This is a genomic window from Paenibacillus sp. FSL R7-0048 (genome assembly GCF_038004505.1).
Taxonomy (GTDB): Bacteria; Bacillota; Bacilli; order Paenibacillales; family Paenibacillaceae; genus Paenibacillus_AQ; species Paenibacillus_AQ odorifer.
Genome location: NZ_JBBORF010000001.1, coordinates 1,536,970 through 1,554,660 on the forward strand (window position 1 = coordinate 1,536,970; position 17,691 = coordinate 1,554,660).

At 42.1% G+C, this 17,691-nt stretch carries 14 protein-coding genes; all 14 read left to right on the forward strand.

Annotated features, from left to right (window positions below):
* The first annotated feature begins 29 nt into the window (after positions 1-29).
* The 14 genes from NSQ91_RS06735 (at position 30) to NSQ91_RS06800 (ending at position 17,459) form a co-directional block, all read left to right on the forward strand.
* Positions 30-1,544 carry a spore germination protein gene (locus tag NSQ91_RS06735; RefSeq protein ID WP_076282262.1) on the forward strand — a complete coding sequence of 505 codons (1,515 nt, stop codon included), beginning with the start codon at positions 30-32 and terminating at the stop codon, positions 1,542-1,544.
* Positions 1,541-2,764 (forward strand): Ger(x)C family spore germination protein, encoded by a 1,224-nt coding sequence (locus NSQ91_RS06740; RefSeq protein WP_076125410.1) that lies wholly within the window; start codon positions 1,541-1,543, stop codon positions 2,762-2,764. Before NSQ91_RS06735 ends, NSQ91_RS06740 begins: the two co-directional genes overlap by 4 nt.
* A gap of 6 nt (positions 2,765-2,770) precedes the next feature.
* The gene (locus NSQ91_RS06745) at positions 2,771-3,001 is read left to right on the forward strand and encodes a hypothetical protein (protein WP_076218299.1); all 231 of its coding nucleotides are present in this window, start codon (positions 2,771-2,773) and stop codon (positions 2,999-3,001) included.
* Positions 3,002-3,240: 239 nt separating this feature from the next.
* On the forward strand, positions 3,241-4,800 hold the full coding sequence (locus tag NSQ91_RS06750) for a response regulator transcription factor (protein ID WP_076276678.1): 1,560 nt from the start codon (positions 3,241-3,243) through the stop codon (positions 4,798-4,800).
* A complete protein-coding gene (locus tag NSQ91_RS06755) occupies positions 4,797-6,587 on the forward strand; it encodes a sensor histidine kinase (RefSeq protein ID WP_076192957.1) in 1,791 nt (596 codons plus the stop codon). The genes NSQ91_RS06750 and NSQ91_RS06755 overlap by 4 nt, the downstream gene beginning before the upstream one ends.
* Before the next feature lie 184 nt (positions 6,588-6,771).
* Positions 6,772-8,073, forward strand: coding sequence for an ABC transporter substrate-binding protein (locus tag NSQ91_RS06760; RefSeq protein WP_076125404.1), 1,302 nt, complete (start codon positions 6,772-6,774; stop codon positions 8,071-8,073).
* 228 nt (positions 8,074-8,301) lie between these two features.
* Positions 8,302-9,114: a carbohydrate ABC transporter permease gene (locus NSQ91_RS06765; RefSeq protein ID WP_232061505.1), complete on the forward strand. Its 813-nt coding sequence runs from the start codon at positions 8,302-8,304 to the stop codon at positions 9,112-9,114.
* On the forward strand, positions 9,114-9,935 hold the full coding sequence (locus NSQ91_RS06770) for a carbohydrate ABC transporter permease (protein WP_076185385.1): 822 nt from the start codon (positions 9,114-9,116) through the stop codon (positions 9,933-9,935). Before NSQ91_RS06765 ends, NSQ91_RS06770 begins: the two co-directional genes overlap by 1 nt.
* A 37-nt stretch (positions 9,936-9,972) precedes the next feature.
* A complete protein-coding gene (locus NSQ91_RS06775; RefSeq protein WP_076305461.1) occupies positions 9,973-13,044 on the forward strand; it encodes a glycoside hydrolase family 2 TIM barrel-domain containing protein in 3,072 nt (1,023 codons plus the stop codon).
* A 158-nt stretch (positions 13,045-13,202) separates the two neighbouring features.
* Positions 13,203-13,913 (forward strand): lantibiotic protection ABC transporter ATP-binding protein, encoded by a 711-nt coding sequence (locus NSQ91_RS06780; protein WP_076136283.1) that lies wholly within the window; start codon positions 13,203-13,205, stop codon positions 13,911-13,913.
* Positions 13,910-14,656 (forward strand): lantibiotic immunity ABC transporter MutE/EpiE family permease subunit, encoded by a 747-nt coding sequence (locus NSQ91_RS06785; RefSeq protein ID WP_076185382.1) that lies wholly within the window; start codon positions 13,910-13,912, stop codon positions 14,654-14,656. Before NSQ91_RS06780 ends, NSQ91_RS06785 begins: the two co-directional genes overlap by 4 nt.
* Before the next feature lie 2 nt (positions 14,657-14,658).
* The gene (locus tag NSQ91_RS06790; RefSeq protein ID WP_076305460.1) at positions 14,659-15,420 is read left to right on the forward strand and encodes a lantibiotic immunity ABC transporter MutG family permease subunit; all 762 of its coding nucleotides are present in this window, start codon (positions 14,659-14,661) and stop codon (positions 15,418-15,420) included.
* Positions 15,421-15,435: 15 nt separating this feature from the next.
* Entirely contained in the window at positions 15,436-16,095 is a 660-nt protein-coding gene (locus tag NSQ91_RS06795; protein ID WP_076305473.1) for a response regulator transcription factor, read from the forward strand.
* A gap of 101 nt (positions 16,096-16,196) precedes the next feature.
* A complete protein-coding gene (locus tag NSQ91_RS06800) occupies positions 16,197-17,459 on the forward strand; it encodes a HAMP domain-containing sensor histidine kinase (protein ID WP_179088256.1) in 1,263 nt (420 codons plus the stop codon).
* The last annotated feature ends 232 nt before the right edge of the window (positions 17,460-17,691 follow it).

Consider the following 17,691-nt stretch of genomic DNA (forward strand, 5'->3'; position numbering starts at 1 on the left):
TCTATCTATGGAGAAGTGGAGGTTGCATCATGAAAGATACGGAGATTGGTACATTATCAAGCCGGTTGGAAGTTAATATTGCTAATTTGTACCAATTGATGGGGGAAAGCTCTGATGTAGTCATAAAAGAGTTGCAGATAGAAGAAAACACTCATATTTCTTTGGTTTACATAGATGGTCTTGTGGATACTCAGGTGCTGCATAATTCAATTTTGTATTCCTTGCAGGAACACATTCCTTACGAACAGCTGAGGGGGCTTTCTCCCGAGCAGAAGTTTGAGATGATTAAGAAACAGATATTAATAGCCGGCGATATAGCCGTCATTGACGATTACAGCCAATTTATTCATCATTTATTGTCCGGTAATATAATGCTGCTGCTTGACGGGTTATCCAGCGCTCTGCGGATCGGCTTACCAGGCTGGGAAGATCGTAATGTAGGGGAGCCTAGCTCACAGTCGGTTGTTCGGGGTCCAATGGAAGGATTCACTGAGAATTTACGGACGAATACGGCACTGGTTCGGCGAAAAATCAAAGATAGCCATTTATGGCTGGAAACCGTTCAGATCGGAAGGGTGACTCAAACCAGCGTATCCATTATGTATCTAAGTAACATCGCGAATAAGGAACTGGTGCAAGAGGTAAAGCGCCGTCTGAATAAAATAGATACGGACAGTATTCTCGAGAGTGGATATATTGAAGAGTTTATTCAAGAGACGGCAGTTACACCTTTTCCTACCGTATACAACAGTGATCGTCCAGATACGATTGCAGCGGGTATTTTGGAAGGAAAAGTGGCCATTCTTGTTGATGGAACTCCTTTTGTACTGTTGGTGCCCACATTTTTTGTGGCATTTTTCCAGTCAGCTGAGGATTATTACCAAAGGGCCGATATTGGAACATTGCTGAGATTAGTTCGTTTTATTTCATTTTTTATTACTTTGCTTGCCCCTTCATTGTATGTTGCGATTACTACTTATCACCAAGAGATGATACCGACCAATCTTGTAATCAGTTTAGCTGCCCAGCGGGAGAGTGTTCCTTTTCCTGCTTTTATTGAGGCGCTGATCATGGAAATGACTTATGAAATTTTGCGGGAGGCCGGGGTGCGGATACCCAAAAATATTGGTCAGGCGATTTCCATTGTCGGAACGCTGGTGATAGGACAAGCCGCGGTAGCAGCGGGTTTTATTTCATCCGCAATGGTCATTATTGTATCGCTAACAGCCATTTCTAGTTTTGTTATTCCGGAGACAGGAATGTCTATTGCTGCGCGGATGATCCGTTTTGTGCTTATAGCTTTGGCCGGATTTATCGGATTATATGGAATTCTCTTCGGTATTTTCATCATCGTATTGCATTTGTCGAGTCTGCGTTCTTTCGGAATGCCTTATATGAGTCCGCTCGGACCGTATAATTCCAAAGATTTAAAAGACTCTATTTTTCGCTTTCCGTGGCCGTTTTTAAAGACAAGGCCTGCTGAGAATAAGACGCAGAACCTGTTTCGTCAAAGCACATCCAGTGATAAGGAACCAACAAAATGAATAAAAAATTAGTTAGAGGCGTTCTTCGATTAATGATAGCCCTCCAATTTACGTTAGTGCTAAGCGGCTGTTGGGAAAGAAATGAGCTGAATGAGATAGCTTTTGTCTTGGGGATAGGGATTGACAAGGCAGAAAAAGGTTATACCGTTTCGATGCAGGTCGTTATTCCATCTGCGATTTCCTCCCAAACGAATGGAGGAGGGGGAGGCAGTGGAGTCCCAGTGGTTGTATATAAATTTACTGTACCTACGTTTTATGATGCGCTGCGTAAGCTGAATCTGGATAGCTCTAGGTCAAGTTATCTCGGTCATATCCGGGTGTTGGTGATTGGGGAGGAGCTTGCCCGCACCGGAGTGGGTGAGATACTCGATGTATTTAAAAGAAGTCGGGAACCCCGGATGGATTTCTACGTTATGGTTGCCAGAGATACAACCGCCAGCAATGTCTTGAATGTCCTTACACCTATGGATAAATTACCAGCGAACAAATTATTTAGTTCCTTGGATAATTCTTATAAAGATTCAGCAAAAACAGTCGCTGTCACGCTGGATGATTTTATTGAGAATTTATTGTCTGAAGGCGAGAATCCTGTGCTAACCGGAGTGAAAATTATAGGCGATCCCAAAGATGGAGAGGACAAAAGCAATGTAGAGCGAACAATGCCTAAGGCAAGATTGGAATACCATACTGTAGCTGTGTTCAAAAAAGACAAGTTGATCGGTTGGCTAACCGAGGGAGAAACGATTGGTTACAATTATATCAACGATAAGGTAACCGCACATTCTGGCCCGATCGCAGGGGAAGATGGAAAGCCCATTGTAATCGAAGCGATCCAGGCTACAACTAAACGCAAAGTGAAAATCATTAATGGGGAGCCGCATATTTACCTTAGTGTTAAGACGCTTTGCAATATTGAAGAAGTGCAAAGTGTAGAAAATTTGGAATCGGAAAGCACTATAAAACGTTTGGAAAAGGAAACAGAGGAGCGGATTATAGAGCGGATGCAAAAAACTGTGGAGCATGTAAATGATCGTTTCAATGTTGATATTATGGGATTCGGACAATCGATCTACCATGCCAGCCCTAAAGCTTGGGCAAAGCTGCAGCAACAAAAGGGTGACGATTATCTTAAATCATTGCCCATCCATTACAAAGCCTCAGCAGTTATTAACCGCGTGGGTCTCACAGATAATTCTTTTCTTGAAAAAATCAAGGAGTGAAGTAAAATGCTGGTACTGTTATTCTTGGTGATTGCTGTAGGTTGTATGGCACTTGATTTGCCTAAATTAATGCGAAAGCGCCGAGTGCCTGATCTTAGCATATATTTTATTTTTTGGATTTTGGGTCTAGGTGCGACCTTCTGCTCGTTGTTAAAATTGAACATCCCCAGTCCGCTGTTTCTTATTATTTTTATCTATAAGCCAATAAATAATTTATTTGGATTATTGTTTCATTAACAAAAAAGCTGCAATTATCGCAGCTTTTTTTGTTGCATCATCTAGAAGTTTTTTCCTTAAATTTAAGAATATTTCATGGGATGAAAAATGAGAGGTTGACCATATTTGTCAGTGGGGCATATGATTTGGAATGAACAATTTTTAAGTAAGCTTACGGCTTTACTTGTCTAGAAGCTTGCTCCTTGTTGGATGTATTGTATACTAACAAATGGAAAGAAAACGGTTACAAGGGGGAAGAAATGAAACCAATATTCAAAATTATGATTGTTGATGACGAGATGCTAGTAAGACAAGGAATCAAACATCTTTTGGATTGGGAGAATGAAGGGTATCGAATTGTTGGTGAGGCTGCTAACGGTCTTGAAGCACTAAATATGATGGATGAGGTCAGCCCACATATCATCATTACAGATATTGTTATGCCAATCATGGGCGGAGAGAAACTGGTTAAGATAGTTAAGGAGAAATACCCTCATATTGAAGTAATCGTCTTAAGTAGTTTCAGTGAATACGATTATGTCCGATCCACATTTCAAAGTGGGGTAGCGGACTACATTCTGAAGCCAAAGCTAGAAGCTGATTATTTGTTATCCATCCTAAATAAAACCACTGCTAAATTGGTAGGGATGGAGATGTCCGATCAAGGAACGGATTCTGGCGAAAAGCAAATTTTGCTAGTTATCGAGAAGCTTATGACCGGATATGAGTCTGGGATTGAACCTGCTTTGCTTCATGCGAAGTTTCCACACCCACTATTCGCTTTCTTCGGAGCGGATATGAGACATATTAAAGATTCTGGGGATAGGTTAACTTTCACACAGAAAATAGAAAAAGGGCTTAGTACGCTCCCTTTGGGTGATACAGTGTTTATTCGGTTGAAGTTTGTCAATGATTCAGTTATTTATTTGCTTAATGCAAACCCGGAACAGTGGGACGAGCTTGTTATAGAGCTCCGATATCTGGTCTCGGAAATGGATCATTGGGCGAGAGAAACACATTTCGTTATCAGCCAAAGCTTTACGGATTTTAATAAGCTGGGAGAGATTTATCGAGACAATTATTTAAAGCTTACACGATACAGTTTCTACTTGCCGGATCGAAGCTTAATTGAAAACGATCATTTGCCCAGCCTTCCGAGAGCCTATCAGGAATATGATATGGGCGAATTAATGGAACAACTGAAACGTAAGCAATACCAGAAGGCATTTACTGGATTTCTGGAATATGTTCATCTCCGTTCGATGGATTATAGGACCGATATTTTCGAATTCAAATCGTTATTGGGGAATTTCATATTTAACGTAGCGACCACACTTGGAAAAATGAAGTACGAGACTGGAGGCTTGGAGGCATCCAAATACGACTTCTTTCGAAAAATAGATGAAGCGATGTATGCCGGAGACGCAATCGCTGTTGCTGAAGCCTTTATTCGCGAAGCTGAACGTGCGATTGGTGAGACGAACCTAACGATCAATCCCAATATGACCCGATTGCTTGAATACATTCAGACTCATTACGCTGATCCCATCACGTTGACTGGGGTTGCACGGCAGTTTCATTTCAACGCTTCTTATTTATCGAGCCATTTCACTGCTCAGAATGGTGAAGGATTTAATGAATATTTGAACAAGGTCCGGTTGGAGAAAGCCATGGAGTTACTCGTGACGACGGAAAAAACAATTTCTGATATCAGCGCTAGTGTGGGGTATTCGGATCAGAGTTATTTTACTAAAGTGTTTAAGAAACAGGCTGGTATTTCTCCGAGCCAGTACCGAAGACGGGACGTAGAGCGACCATGATTGGAACTATCATTAACAAGATTAGAAAGCAGGGCCTATTTCTTAAGCTTTTTCTTGTGACCCTCATAAGCATTGTTGCTGTATCCCTGCTGACTTTGTCTATTACCATCCGTATGTCAGAAAATTTATTCTTAAAGACCTTCAGCATAACGAATGGCAAACTACTAAATCAGATGAAGACAAACTTGGAGTCCTACAACAACGTTGTAGCTACGGGTGCTACAATGACAGCTCAGAAAGGTGCCATCCGCAGCTATTTGTCTGGGGGAGAGACGGATTCATTGACACTCGCTATCAAAACCTACCAGATGACAGAAAGCATGCGGGCAGTCCGCTCCAACCTCAGTGCTTTTGATGTGGGGATTATGATTGTAGGTGCGAATGGCAGAAGTTACTCAACTGACCCTTGGTATTGGTCTGCTACTGCTGAAGAATTGAAGAACCACCCGATTACGAAAGCGACAGTGGCTCATCCGCAGCAAATTCTGTACCAGCTTTATCAAAAAGAGGATGGTCAAACCCATAAGAAAGAGATCATGTTAGTGGCTTCTAAAGCTCTATTTGATCATTCGACCGGCAGTATCTATGGCACTATGTACATTGCAATTCGTGATAGCGATTTCAAGGCCTTCTATGCCAATTTTACGAGTGAAGGTAATGATGTTGTGTTGCTGAATGCAAAAGGGCAAATTGTATCCAGCAACAGGACAGAGCTGATTGGACTGAACGATCAACAGCTGCTTCAAGAAGTAGTTGATGAACAGAGCACAGGAGACAATGGAGAATCTGTCTATGTGATGGGGAATGAACGGGTAGTATTCTCGGAATACTTGCCTGAATTTGATGTTTATTTGGTGAATCTGATCGATAAAAAAGCTGTGACCGGGCAGATGGTTAATGCCAAAGCAGTGTCGTTGACGATCATGGCTATCGTAGCCATTTCGCTTATTATTGTATTTTTAATTACAAGGAAAATGACGAAGTCCCTGCGTGTACTCGTTGAACAGATGTCGAGTATTCCTAAGGGGGGATTCGATAACCACGTGGATGTCGCTACTAGTAGTTATGAAGTTAAGGAGCTAGGCAATGCCTTTAATTTTATGCTTGATTCCCTACATGATTATGTTGATCGGTTGATGGAGACCCAGAAGCAGCAGCGTAATGCGGAGCTGGCCGCCCTTCAAATGCAGATCAATCCCCATTTTTTATACAATACACTGGCTTCTATCAAATTTCTGGTGCAACAGGGTAACAAAGAAAAAGCAGCTGGCACGATAAATTCGCTAATCTCACTCCTGCAAAATACTGTCAGTGATGTTCAATCCACTATACCTGTTAGTCAGGAATTAGAATCGCTGAAGCATTATGTATATATCAATCATGTAAGGTACGGCGAGAAGATCCGCGTGAATTATTTTGTGGAGCCTGAAAGCTTGGATTATCATATGCCAAAGCTAATTCTGCAGCCTTTTATCGAAAATGCGTTCTTTCATGCATTCAATCTTAAAGATGAGGGAAGAATTCTAATCATGATCGCTGTTCAGGAAGATCAGCTTGTATGTGAAGTTGTAGATAATGGTGACGGGATGGACCTTGATCCTAATTTTCTGAAAGAAGAACAGTTGCCAGCCTCGAAGCACAAACGCCAATTGTTCTCCGGGATCGGTATACGGAATGTGGATGACAGAATCAAATTGCTGTACGGAGAGAGTTACGGTATTAACATTACAAGCAAACGAAATGAAGGTACGAAGATCATAATTACGCTTCCATTGTTAAAAGGCTAAAAAATTTACAAAAATCTAAAATTAGTACCATTGTCGATCTCAGAGGGAAAATAGAATCCAATAATAACACCAAAGCTAACAAAGATACTGCCAAAGAAAGCGAATACAAAATGATAATATGGAATTGTAGCAGAGAAAACGCTTCCATCTTTATTATTTTACAGATTAACAAGGGGGTTACGAAGTGAAAAAATTATTATCCGTGATGCTGGCTAGTGTGGTTCTACTTTCGGCATGTTCCTCAGGTGGAACGAAAAACGAAACGGGCAACTCCGGAAGCGAAGGTAGCAGTAAGCCACAAGAAATCACAGTTTGGGCTTGGGACCCAGCGTTTAACATTGCAGCCATGAATGTTGCCAAAGAAGCTTATGCGAAAGTCAATCCAGACATAACGGTAAACGTCGTAGAGAACGCACAGGCTGATATCGTGCAAAAGCTGAACACAGGGCTGAACTCTGGATCTACGAAGGGTCTTCCTAACATTGTATTGATCGAGGATTACCGTGCGCAAAGCTTTTTACAAGCGTATCCGGATTCCTTTTATGAATTGACTGATGTTGTAAAAGCCGCTGATTTTGCGGATTATAAGATTGGCCCGACCAGTGTTGACGGCAAGCAATACGGTGTTCCGTTTGATTCTGGTGTGACTGGAATGTATGTACGGACAGACTATCTTGAGCAAGCAGGCTACAGCCTGGATGCACTACAGGATATCGACTGGAAGCAATATATCGAGATCGGTAAAGCTGTAAAAGAAAAAACCGGCAAAAGCATGATCACACTGGATCCCAATGATCTTGGACTTATCCGGGTCATGATTCAATCGGCGGGTGCATGGTATACGGGTGAAGACGGTCAGACTCCGACCATTGCAGACAACGCTGCTTTGAAAGAGGCACTTGTATTGTACAAAGAAATGATGGATTCCGGCATCGTGAAAGTTAACTCAGACTGGAGCCAATTTGTAGGCGCATTTAATAGCGGTGAAGTGGCAACCGTGCCGACGGGTAACTGGATTACCCCTTCAATTAAAGCCGAAGCTTCCCAATCCGGTAAGTGGGCAGTAGCTCCACTTCCTAAGCTGGCAGCAACAGCAGGCTCCGTCCATGCATCTAACCTTGGGGGCAGCTCCTGGTATGTAATGAATGTAGATGGTAAAGAAGCCGCTGCGGAGTTCCTTGCAAAAACATTTGCTTCTGATGCTGATTTGTATCAGACGTTGAATACAAAAGTTGGTGTTATCGGCACTTTAAAAGCTGCGGCAAGCGGAGAAGCTTATTCAGCAGCGGATGAATTTTTCAAAGGTCAAAAGGTTGTATCAGATTTTGCGGCATGGACCGAGCAAATTCCTAACGTCAACTACGGCATGAACACTTACGCAATAGAGGACATTATGGTTGTAGCAGTGCAATCTTATCTTGGTGGAAAAGATGTAGATACTGTTCTGAAAGATGCCCAGAAGCAAGCAGATACCCAAGTTCGCTAATCACACTTAGGCTGTACAATCTAAGCCCTTGCTTCTACTTCTCCTGTAAATTGGATTTCTACAGAAGGATGGGTAGCAGGGGCTTTCATCTCTAATAAATCAGACAGAAGGGTGTGAAGTGGAGTGGAAAATGTAAAGCCAGGGCTAAGCTCTCAAAGACATAAAAGCTCTAAGGGTCAACGGCAGATCCATCTGACAGGTTGGTTATTCGTTATTGTGCCGGTAATTATGATCAGTATTTTCTATTTCTATCCAATGATTCAAGCCTTAATTCTATCCTTCAAGACAGGTAGAGGCAACAATCTTCATTTTACCGGCCTTGATAACTATATTCGGCTGTTTAGCGACACCACTTTCCTTACAGCCGTCAAAAACACTTTTATTTACTTGATTATTCAGGTCCCAGTTATGCTGGTGCTGGCGCTCTTTATCGCTGTGCTGCTAAATGACGAAAGACTGAAATTTAAAGGATTTTTCAGAACGGCCATATTTCTGCCAACGGTAACTTCACTTGTAGCGTACTCCGTTGTTTTCAAGTACATGTTTGGAGCCGAAGGTATCGTCAATAAATTTCTGGTGAATCTGCATCTAATCAGCGAACCGATTCAATGGATTACTGACCCCTTCTGGGCTAAAGTCACTATCATTATCGCTATCACTTGGCGCTTTACTGGCTATAATATGATTTTCTATTTGTCCTCACTGCAAAATGTCGACAAATCAATATATGAGGCTGCTCATATAGATGGTGCGAGTGCATTTACACAATTTTTCAAAATTACAATTCCCCTATTGAAGCCGATTATCTTGTTTACGACGATCACATCGACCATTGGTACCCTTCAGTTGTTTGACGAGGTGGTTAACATCACGAAAGGTGGACCCGGCAATGCAACCATGTCGATTTCCCAATATATTTATAACCTTTCCTTTGAATACACACCTAACTTTGGATATGCTGCAACTGTCTCCTATTCGATTGTTGTAATGGTGCTCATTCTGACGCTTATTCAGAACAAAGTAGGAGGGGATAAGAGATAATGAAAACCAAACGCATGTTTACTTACGTATTTCTAATCATCGCTGCGCTGATCTCTATCTTTCCATTTATCTGGATGGTTATAAGCGCCACGAACCAGTCGGTTGATGTAACCAAAGGAACATTGTTGCCGGGTGCACATTTAGTGAAAAATATAAACAATCTTTTTAGTTCAGTGGATATGTGGCAGGCTCTCTGGAACTCTGCAAAAATCTCTGTGGTGACTACTGTGCTTTCACTGCTAGTCGCATCGGCGGCTGGATATGGTTTTGAAATGTACCGCAGCCGGAGTAAAGATATCGTATTCAATATTTTACTTGCTTCAATGATGATTCCATTTGCGGCGATCATGGTACCTCTATTTCAAATGTTCGCAAAAGTATCTAGTGTAGTGCCTTTTCTGGGCATCGATACAGCATCGGCGGTCATTCTTCCGACATTTACAACAGCATTTCTAATTTTCTTCTTTCGTCAAAGTACAAAAATGTTTCCTAAGGATATGATGGAGGCTGGGCGCATCGATGGTCTTTCGGAATTTGGTCTGTTCTTCCGCATTTATATGCCAACGATGAAATCAACTTATGCCGCCGCTGCGATTATCACATTTTTAAACAGCTGGAACAATTATCTGTGGCCTTTGATCGTACTGCAATCACCAGAAAATATGACTGTGCCCCTTCTTATCTCGAATCTAGGTTCAGGTTATGCCCCTGACTATGGTCTGATCATGTCTGCGATTGTCATTACGACCTTGCCGACAGCACTAGTGTTCTTCATGATGCAAAAGCAATTTGTAGCTGGGATGACGGGTTCGGTTAAATAAGTTAGCGATTATGTTATGAATAGAGGAGGATATATAGATGAAGCAGCAGGTTGAACGAAACCTCACTCCAAGTCTGGAATGGTTATCAGACCCTTCCATTTATGCAATAGGCAGAGTGCACGCGCATTCTGACCATCGATATTACCAAACGAAAAATGAAGCCGAAGCGCTTGGAGAAATGCCCTGGCGCCACAGCCTGAACGGCAGCTGGAAATTTAGCTATGCCCAAAATGCCATGGAACGACAGGTTCATTTTTATAAGGAGAACGTGTCTTGCAGAGGCTGGAAGGATATTAAAGTTCCCGGTCATATCCAACTTCAGGGTTATGGGCAGCCTCAGTACGTGAATACGATGTATCCATGGGACGGTCATGAGCATCTTAGACCTCCAATGATCTCTGAGGACCACAATCCTGTAGGCAGCTATGTCAAATATTTTGAAGTTCCTGCGGGCTGGGAGCAACGTCCGGTGTATATATCTTTTCAAGGAGTTGAATCGGCTTTTTATATATGGCTAAACGGGGAATTTGTTGGCTATAGCGAAGATAGCTTTACACCGAGTGAATTTGATTTAACATCGTACTTGACGGAAGGTGAAAATAAGCTGGCGGTCGAAGTCTATCAGCGCAGCACGGGGAGTTGGTTGGAGGATCAGGACTTCTGGCGCTTTTCGGGAATCTTTCGTGAGGTGTATCTATACACCGTGCCGGATGTTCATGTGCGGGATCTCCACGTTCAAACCGATTTGGATGAAAAGTTTGAGCAAGGAACGCTGACGGCTGTCATGCAATTGATAGGTAATTCTGCCTCAAAAGTGCTCCTTGAGCTAAAGGATAGAGCAGGTAATCTTGTAGCTAGTGGGGAAAGTGAAGTTTCAGGAGATTCCCTTTCGCTTACGCTTGCGGCAACAAAGGTGCAGCTGTGGAGCGCAGAAGCTCCTAATCTGTATACCCTTTACGTCTCTGTTTACAACGCATCCGGGGATCTTGTAGAAGTTGTGCCGCAAAAAATTGGTTTTCGGAAATTCGAAATGATAGATAAGATTATGCACTTAAACGGCAAACGTATTGTATTTAAAGGCGTCAACCGACATGAGTTTAATCCGCGCTTTGGACGCAGCATTACAAAAGAAGATATGCTATGGGACATAAAAACCTTAAAGCAGGCGAACATCAACGCTGTGCGGACCTCGCACTATCCGAATATGACGCTCTGGTATGAGTTGTGTGATGAATACGGAGTCTATGTCATTGACGAGATGAATTTAGAGTCGCATGGATCATGGCAGAAAATGGGGGCCATTGAGCCGTCTTGGAACATCCCCGGCAATAAGCCTGAATGGCAGGATATCGTGATGGATCGTGCGATTTCCATGGTAGAGAGAGACAAAAACCATCCCTCCATTCTAATTTGGTCCTGTGGGAACGAATCTTTTGCAGGAGAAGTAATTTTGAACGTAGCCAATTATTTTCGAGAGAAGGATCCTACTCGTTTGGTTCATTATGAAGGGGTGTTCCATAACCGTGAATATGATGATTCGAGCGATATGGAAAGCCGCATGTATGCGAAAGCGGCAGATATTGAAAGATATTTAACAGAAGATCCGTTAAAGCCATATATTAGCTGTGAATACATGCATGCGATGGGTAATTCCGTCGGGGGACTGCATAAATACACAGAGCTAGAACAGAAGTATCCAATGTATCAGGGTGGATTTATCTGGGATTATATGGATCAGGTGATTATAAAAAATGATCGATACGGTAAGCCCTTCATGGCTTATGGAGGAGACTTTGATGACCGTTCAACCGATTACAACTTCTCCGGTAACGGAATTGTGTATGCGGATCGGAGATGGTCGCCAAAAATGCAGGAAGTGAAATTTCTGTATCAGAACGTCAAGCTGCTCCCGGACAGTCAGGGTTTTACAATCAGAAATGAAAACTTATTTGTGGGCTTGGATGCTTATGAATTACAATACGCTCTGAACTATGAGGGTAGGGTCATCCAGCGTGGAACTGTATTCGCTCAGGTTAATCCAGGCGAGGAAAAATATGTAGAAGTTGATCTACCCGATATCAAGAATCAGTCTGGCGAGTATAGCTTGGATGTTTCACTTGTCCTGAAGGAAGATTCATTATGGGCGAATAGCGGTTATGAAATCGCTTTTGGCCAGCATGTTTTTCAAGTGGCCAATACGTCAGCCGAGGAGTCTTTAACAGTTGCTAAAATAACATCTGTCGTGAATGATTTTCGCGTGGTTGAAGGAGATGTGAATATTGGTGTACATGGTCGTGACTTCTCCGTAATGTTCTCAAAGCAGGCGGGTACATTAATTTCTGTTAAATATTCAGGACAGGAAATGATCTCTTCACCGCCGGCACCACTCTTCTGGAGAGCAATGACAGACAATGATAAGGGGGCAGGAATGCATTTCGACTCTTCCCCTTGGTATGCAGCAAGCTTGACCCGTAGAACGTTAAGCTTCGAGCTCGTGGAGGAGAAAGATCGTGCGACCGTGACTTACGTGTATAAGCTTAGTGTATCAGAGGAGGTACGTGCACGTGTAACTTACACAGTGTTCTCCGATGGAAGCATACAGGTGAAATCAAGCTACCATGGAGCAGCGGGTTTACCAAAGCTTCCACTCTTCGCTTTAAGCTTTAAGGTGCCAGCGGATTATCACCAGCTGAATTGGTATGCAAATGGGCCGGAAGAAAATTATATCGACCGTGCGTGTGGAGCGAGATTGTGTCGCTTCCAGAATCATGCGGTGGATAATGTGTCGTCCTATTTGGTGCCGCAGGAATCGGGCAACCGCACAGGTGTGCGCGAAGTATCCATTAAGAACGATTATGGTCAAGGCATTATAATATCGGCACCAGCTACAGCCCCTGTTGAAGCCAATATCTCGCCTTACTCGGCAATGGAGCTGGAGAATGCGACACATCATTATGAGCTGCCGAACGTTCACTATACCGTTGTTACCATTGCTGGACGTCAAATGGGCGTAGGCGGGGATGACAGCTGGGGAGCTCCAGTTCTTGATGAATATCAAATCAATCCATCCTTAGATATGGATTTTGAATTTACAATTCGCAGAGCATGATGATAAAAACTCAACAGGCTCGGTTCAACGTTAAATTTGAACCGAGCTTTTTTTTATGCTCGTTATAATCCCGTATAATTTGAGCTCAGTAAAACCTTATAAAGTCCTTAGATTTGCTATATATGATTAACGTATAGCAAATGAGAGGATGATATAGGATGGGAGAGTATATTTTACAAACTAATAATTTATCCAAGAGTTTCAGGGGGCAGCGTGCGGTTAATGATATCAGCATAACCGTAAAAACTAATTCGATTTATGGACTGTTAGGCCCAAACGGCGCAGGTAAATCGACGACTCTAAAAATGATAACAGGGATTCTTCGAGCGACGTCAGGACAAATTTTATTTGACGGTCATCCATGGACACGTAAGGATTTACTACACATTGGAGCGCTGATTGAGTCCCCGCCACTTTACGGGAATTTGACTGCTGCCCAAAATTTGAAGGTACATACGACAATATTAAACTTACCGGATTCTCGGATTCGGGAAGTTCTTGAAATTGTTGATTTAACAACAACAGGCAAAAAAAGAGCGGGACAATTCTCTATGGGCATGAAGCAACGTCTCGGGATTGCGATCGCCTTGTTAAATCAACCTAGACTCTTGATTCTGGATGAACCGACAAATGGGCTTGATCCGATTGGGATTCAGGAATTACGTGAGCTTATACGCTCATTTCCTGCACAAGGGATTACCGTCATCTTATCGAGTCATATTCTTCATGAGGTGGAGCAAATTGCCGATCATATTGGGATCATTAGTAATGGTGTTCTAGGGTATCAGAATGCAATATATCCTGGTGATGATTTGGAGAAATTGTTCATGGAAGTCGTGACTCGGAACAGACAGGAGGTAACAAGATGATCCACTATCTGTTATCCGAAAATCTTAAATTCAAACGAACATTTTCGCGAAAATTGATTGTTGCGGTGCCACTGTTTTTTCTTCTATTTTCATTTTTCACACAACAGAACCTGCAAACGGAAGACCACTATTTTATGGAAATGGTATTTAATTGGTGGCCGCTGTTATTCATGACCATAGGATCTGCTTTGTTGTCTACACTATCGAATAACAAGGATCGTAAGGCTGGAGGGTACCGTAGCTTAAGCAGTCACGGAATTAGTATCGCTAAACTTTGGCTCAGTAAAATAATTGTGGTGTCATATTATTTGTTGCTGTCTTCGCTGCTTCTTATTGCAGTAATGTACCTATCTGGTCTTTTGTTTCCTTTGGGTGCAGCACCCTTATCTGAAATTACAACAGCCGCTATTGTTGTTTGGTTGACCTCTTTGGGGATGATTCCAATCTATCTATTCTTAGCCGAACAATTTGGGGCGGTAGTATCTATTCTTGCAGGTCTGTTTGGGATGATTGTGAGTGTACTAGCAGCGGATCAACCTTCATGGATTTATGTTCCGTGGAGTTGGGCTTTAAGGTTAATGTGTCCCATTGTTGGTGTGCGTCCCAATGGTGTGGCTCTTTCAGCACAGGATGCTCTAAGAGACTCTTCGGTTATTTTACCTGGAATTGTGGTGTCGCTGGTATTCTTTTTGGTGACCCTCACCTTAACTAGCTGCTGGTTTAGTAGAAGAGAGGTGCGATAGAGATGGTGATACTCCGACTATTACAAGCTGAATGGTTGATGACTAAGCACACTGCAATTCGTTGGTTGATATTCCTTGTTCCTGTTCTATATCCGATGATGGTACTTTGGTATTTTTCACAGCGTGCGGATCAGCTTCACATCTATGATGGTTATTTTTCATTAATAGCCTTTGGGTTGCCTGTTGGGATAGGATTATTCTCTGCTTTAATGAGTGGTTTAGAGGAGGGGGCAGGGGGATTCTATAATCTATTAAGTGCTCTTTCACGTCCGAAGTGTTATATAAGAAAACTAGGGTTCATAATCTTGGCGATGATATGGATCGTATTCGGTTCAACATCAATTCTAATACTGGGCATGAAAAAAATTTTGCATATAGAGCGGATACAATATCTAATATTCTGGCAAGGAGCTTGTTGGGTAGTAGGCACTGCTCTAATCTTAATGATCTTTCATCTCGTCTTAAGTTATGCTGGAGGCATGGGACTTTCTCTAACGGTGGGTAGTGCAGGTACGCTAATTGCAGCTATCGTAGGTGGAACAATTGTAGGCGATAAAGTGTGGTTATACATACCGTGGGCATGGTCGATGCGGATGATTCAACTTCCCTTATTTTATGCTCAACCCAACAGGCTCATTGAAACGGAAGTATTGAAGCTGCAACTTATTCATTCCGTACCTGCTATACTTATTAGTACAATGGTAATGGCAGTGTTAGGCTTGATATGGTTTCATTACTTTCAGGGTAGGAAATCATATGAATAAATAGGAGTGAGGTCACTGGCTAATATTTTAATAATAGATGATGAACCTGATATTTTGGCGCTAGTAAATAATATTCTTAGCAAAGATCACCATAGGGTTACGGTAAAAACAAGTGCACGACATATGCCTTTGAACGAGTACTCGACATTTGATTTAATTCTGTTGGACGTGATGATGCCAGATATCGATGGTTTTGAGCTCTGTACTCAAATCAGGGATATCGTAGACTGTCCGATTCTGTTTCTTACAGCTAAATCAATGGAAACGGATATTATGTTTGGACTTAGTGTAGGTGCAGACGACTATATCGTGAAGCCTTTTCGTGCAGGCGAGTTGAAGGCTCGGGTGAACGCTCATTTGCGGCGTGAAAATCGAGAGAAAAATCATATGTTAAGCGCATCTGGAGTGAAATTCAATCTCTCGGCAAAGGAGATTTTTGTTGATAAAGAGAAAATAAATCTCACTAAAAGTGAATATCAGATATGTGAATTTCTTGCTAGAAATAAAGGTCAGGTTTTTTCCAAAGAACAAATTTATGAATCGGTTTATGGCTATGACAGAGAAAGCGATAGCTCAACTATTACAGAACATGTGAAAAATATCCGCAGTAAGCTGAGTGCGAGGGAGGTTTCACCGATTGAAACCGTTTGGGGGATAGGTTACAAATGGGTGTGAAACGAATACGGCTCCGTACAGTCTTCATTCAATATTTATTATCATTAGGTGCGTGTACTCTATTATTGGCATTTCTGTGTTTAGGGGTATTTACTCTCTTAATGCAGTATGGAATGATTGTTCCAGCAAACCATACCGAGCAATCCATTGCAAAGTCTTGGGATGTTTTGCAGCGTGCGCCACAAATTACGGAAGAAATGATCCCTTGGGGAGCGGAATATGCGGTATTGGATCAGCAAAAGAACTATATTTCAGGAAATATTCCTAAAGAACGCGCTCTAGATATATTGCAGAAGAATCAAAGCAGTTGCAATCTCATGGGTACAAACTGCAGCGATGTGATTGAGCGGGAGCATGAGGTTATCGTACTGCAATATGCAATTGTACCGCAGTTCACCTCAAATTTTCTGCATAACACGCTGCCTAATCCGCAATTAACGCTATTGCTGTTTTTTGTAGTTCTGATGTTACTGGAAGTTATTCTGATTTCTGGATTTTTCGCTCGAAGACTGAGTCAAAAAATGGCTTCCTTGCAGGAAGCTGCACATCACATTGAAGCTAAAAATTTGGATTTTACTGTCGTGTATTCTGGGGTCAGTGAAATTGATGAGGTGCTATCATCCCTGGAACAGCTGAGAGAGGAATTGAAAAAGTCACTAGAACAGCAATGGAATCTGGAACAAATGAAAAAAGAGCAGATTTCTGCGCTTGCCCACGACATTAAGACTCCTCTTACGATTATTCAAGGAAATGCAGATTTGCTGATAGACTCAGATTTAGCAGAGAATCAGCAAGAATATATAGGGTATATTTCCAAAAATGCAGATCAAATCGAACAATACATGGCAACACTCATTGAGATTTCTAATACAAGAAAACAAATTTCTCCCCGCTCTAAATGGGTTGCAACGGATGCCTTTATCCAGCAAATTCGTATGCAGTTAGATGCGTTGGTTGTCCCTAAGCGTCTTCAGATAGAATTTCACCAGGACAATAATCTGCCCCCTGAGGTGTTGATTGACGATGAGCTACTTCATCGGGCTGTGATGAATGTACTCGCTAATGCGGTAGAGTATTCCCCGTATGAGAGTGTGATTTATTTGCAGGTTGAGGCAAAACAAGATCGGTGGAGTATAACGGTAGCAGACAGTGGATCAGGATTTACGAGTGAAGGACTCCAATCAGCACTTAAGCAGTTTTATCGAGGGGACAGTAGCCGTACCTCCAAAAGTCACTATGGATTGGGACTTTATATTGCCGACACCATTGTCAGGCAGCATCAGGGCAGTCTGCATATTAGCAATTCTACCCTCACGGGTGGAGGTCAAGTTCGAATCGACGTCCCAGTTCGTGGAGTTAGGTAGAGGTTTATTACACCTCTTAGAATAACATTGGATAAAACTTCTGGTTTATCTGATGAAATTCTAAGGGGTGTATTTTTTATGACGATCAAAACCAAATTCTCAATTGTTGGAAAAGTAGATTAAAATATTGATTGCTATATACAATTAAATACAATAAAGTTGTCATATAGAGGATAATTTTGTCGATTTTTCTGCAAAAATGTTCCAATCCACATTGTATCAGGTGACATTA

Coding starts and splice junctions, on each gene's coding strand:
- NSQ91_RS06765 (WP_232061505.1), top strand. CDS start 8,302: ATGATCAGTATTTTCTATTTCTATCCAATGATTCAAGCCTTAATTCTA.
- NSQ91_RS06745 (WP_076218299.1), top strand. CDS start 2,771: ATGCTGGTACTGTTATTCTTGGTGATTGCTGTAGGTTGTATGGCACTT.
- NSQ91_RS06740 (WP_076125410.1), top strand. CDS start 1,541: ATGAATAAAAAATTAGTTAGAGGCGTTCTTCGATTAATGATAGCCCTC.
- NSQ91_RS06750 (WP_076276678.1), top strand. CDS start 3,241: ATGAAACCAATATTCAAAATTATGATTGTTGATGACGAGATGCTAGTA.
- NSQ91_RS06800 (WP_179088256.1), top strand. CDS start 16,197: ATGCAGTATGGAATGATTGTTCCAGCAAACCATACCGAGCAATCCATT.
- NSQ91_RS06770 (WP_076185385.1), top strand. CDS start 9,114: ATGAAAACCAAACGCATGTTTACTTACGTATTTCTAATCATCGCTGCG.
- NSQ91_RS06790 (WP_076305460.1), top strand. CDS start 14,659: ATGGTGATACTCCGACTATTACAAGCTGAATGGTTGATGACTAAGCAC.
- NSQ91_RS06735 (WP_076282262.1), top strand. CDS start 30: ATGAAAGATACGGAGATTGGTACATTATCAAGCCGGTTGGAAGTTAAT.
- NSQ91_RS06775 (WP_076305461.1), top strand. CDS start 9,973: ATGAAGCAGCAGGTTGAACGAAACCTCACTCCAAGTCTGGAATGGTTA.
- NSQ91_RS06755 (WP_076192957.1), top strand. CDS start 4,797: ATGATTGGAACTATCATTAACAAGATTAGAAAGCAGGGCCTATTTCTT.
- NSQ91_RS06785 (WP_076185382.1), top strand. CDS start 13,910: ATGATCCACTATCTGTTATCCGAAAATCTTAAATTCAAACGAACATTT.
- NSQ91_RS06780 (WP_076136283.1), top strand. CDS start 13,203: ATGGGAGAGTATATTTTACAAACTAATAATTTATCCAAGAGTTTCAGG.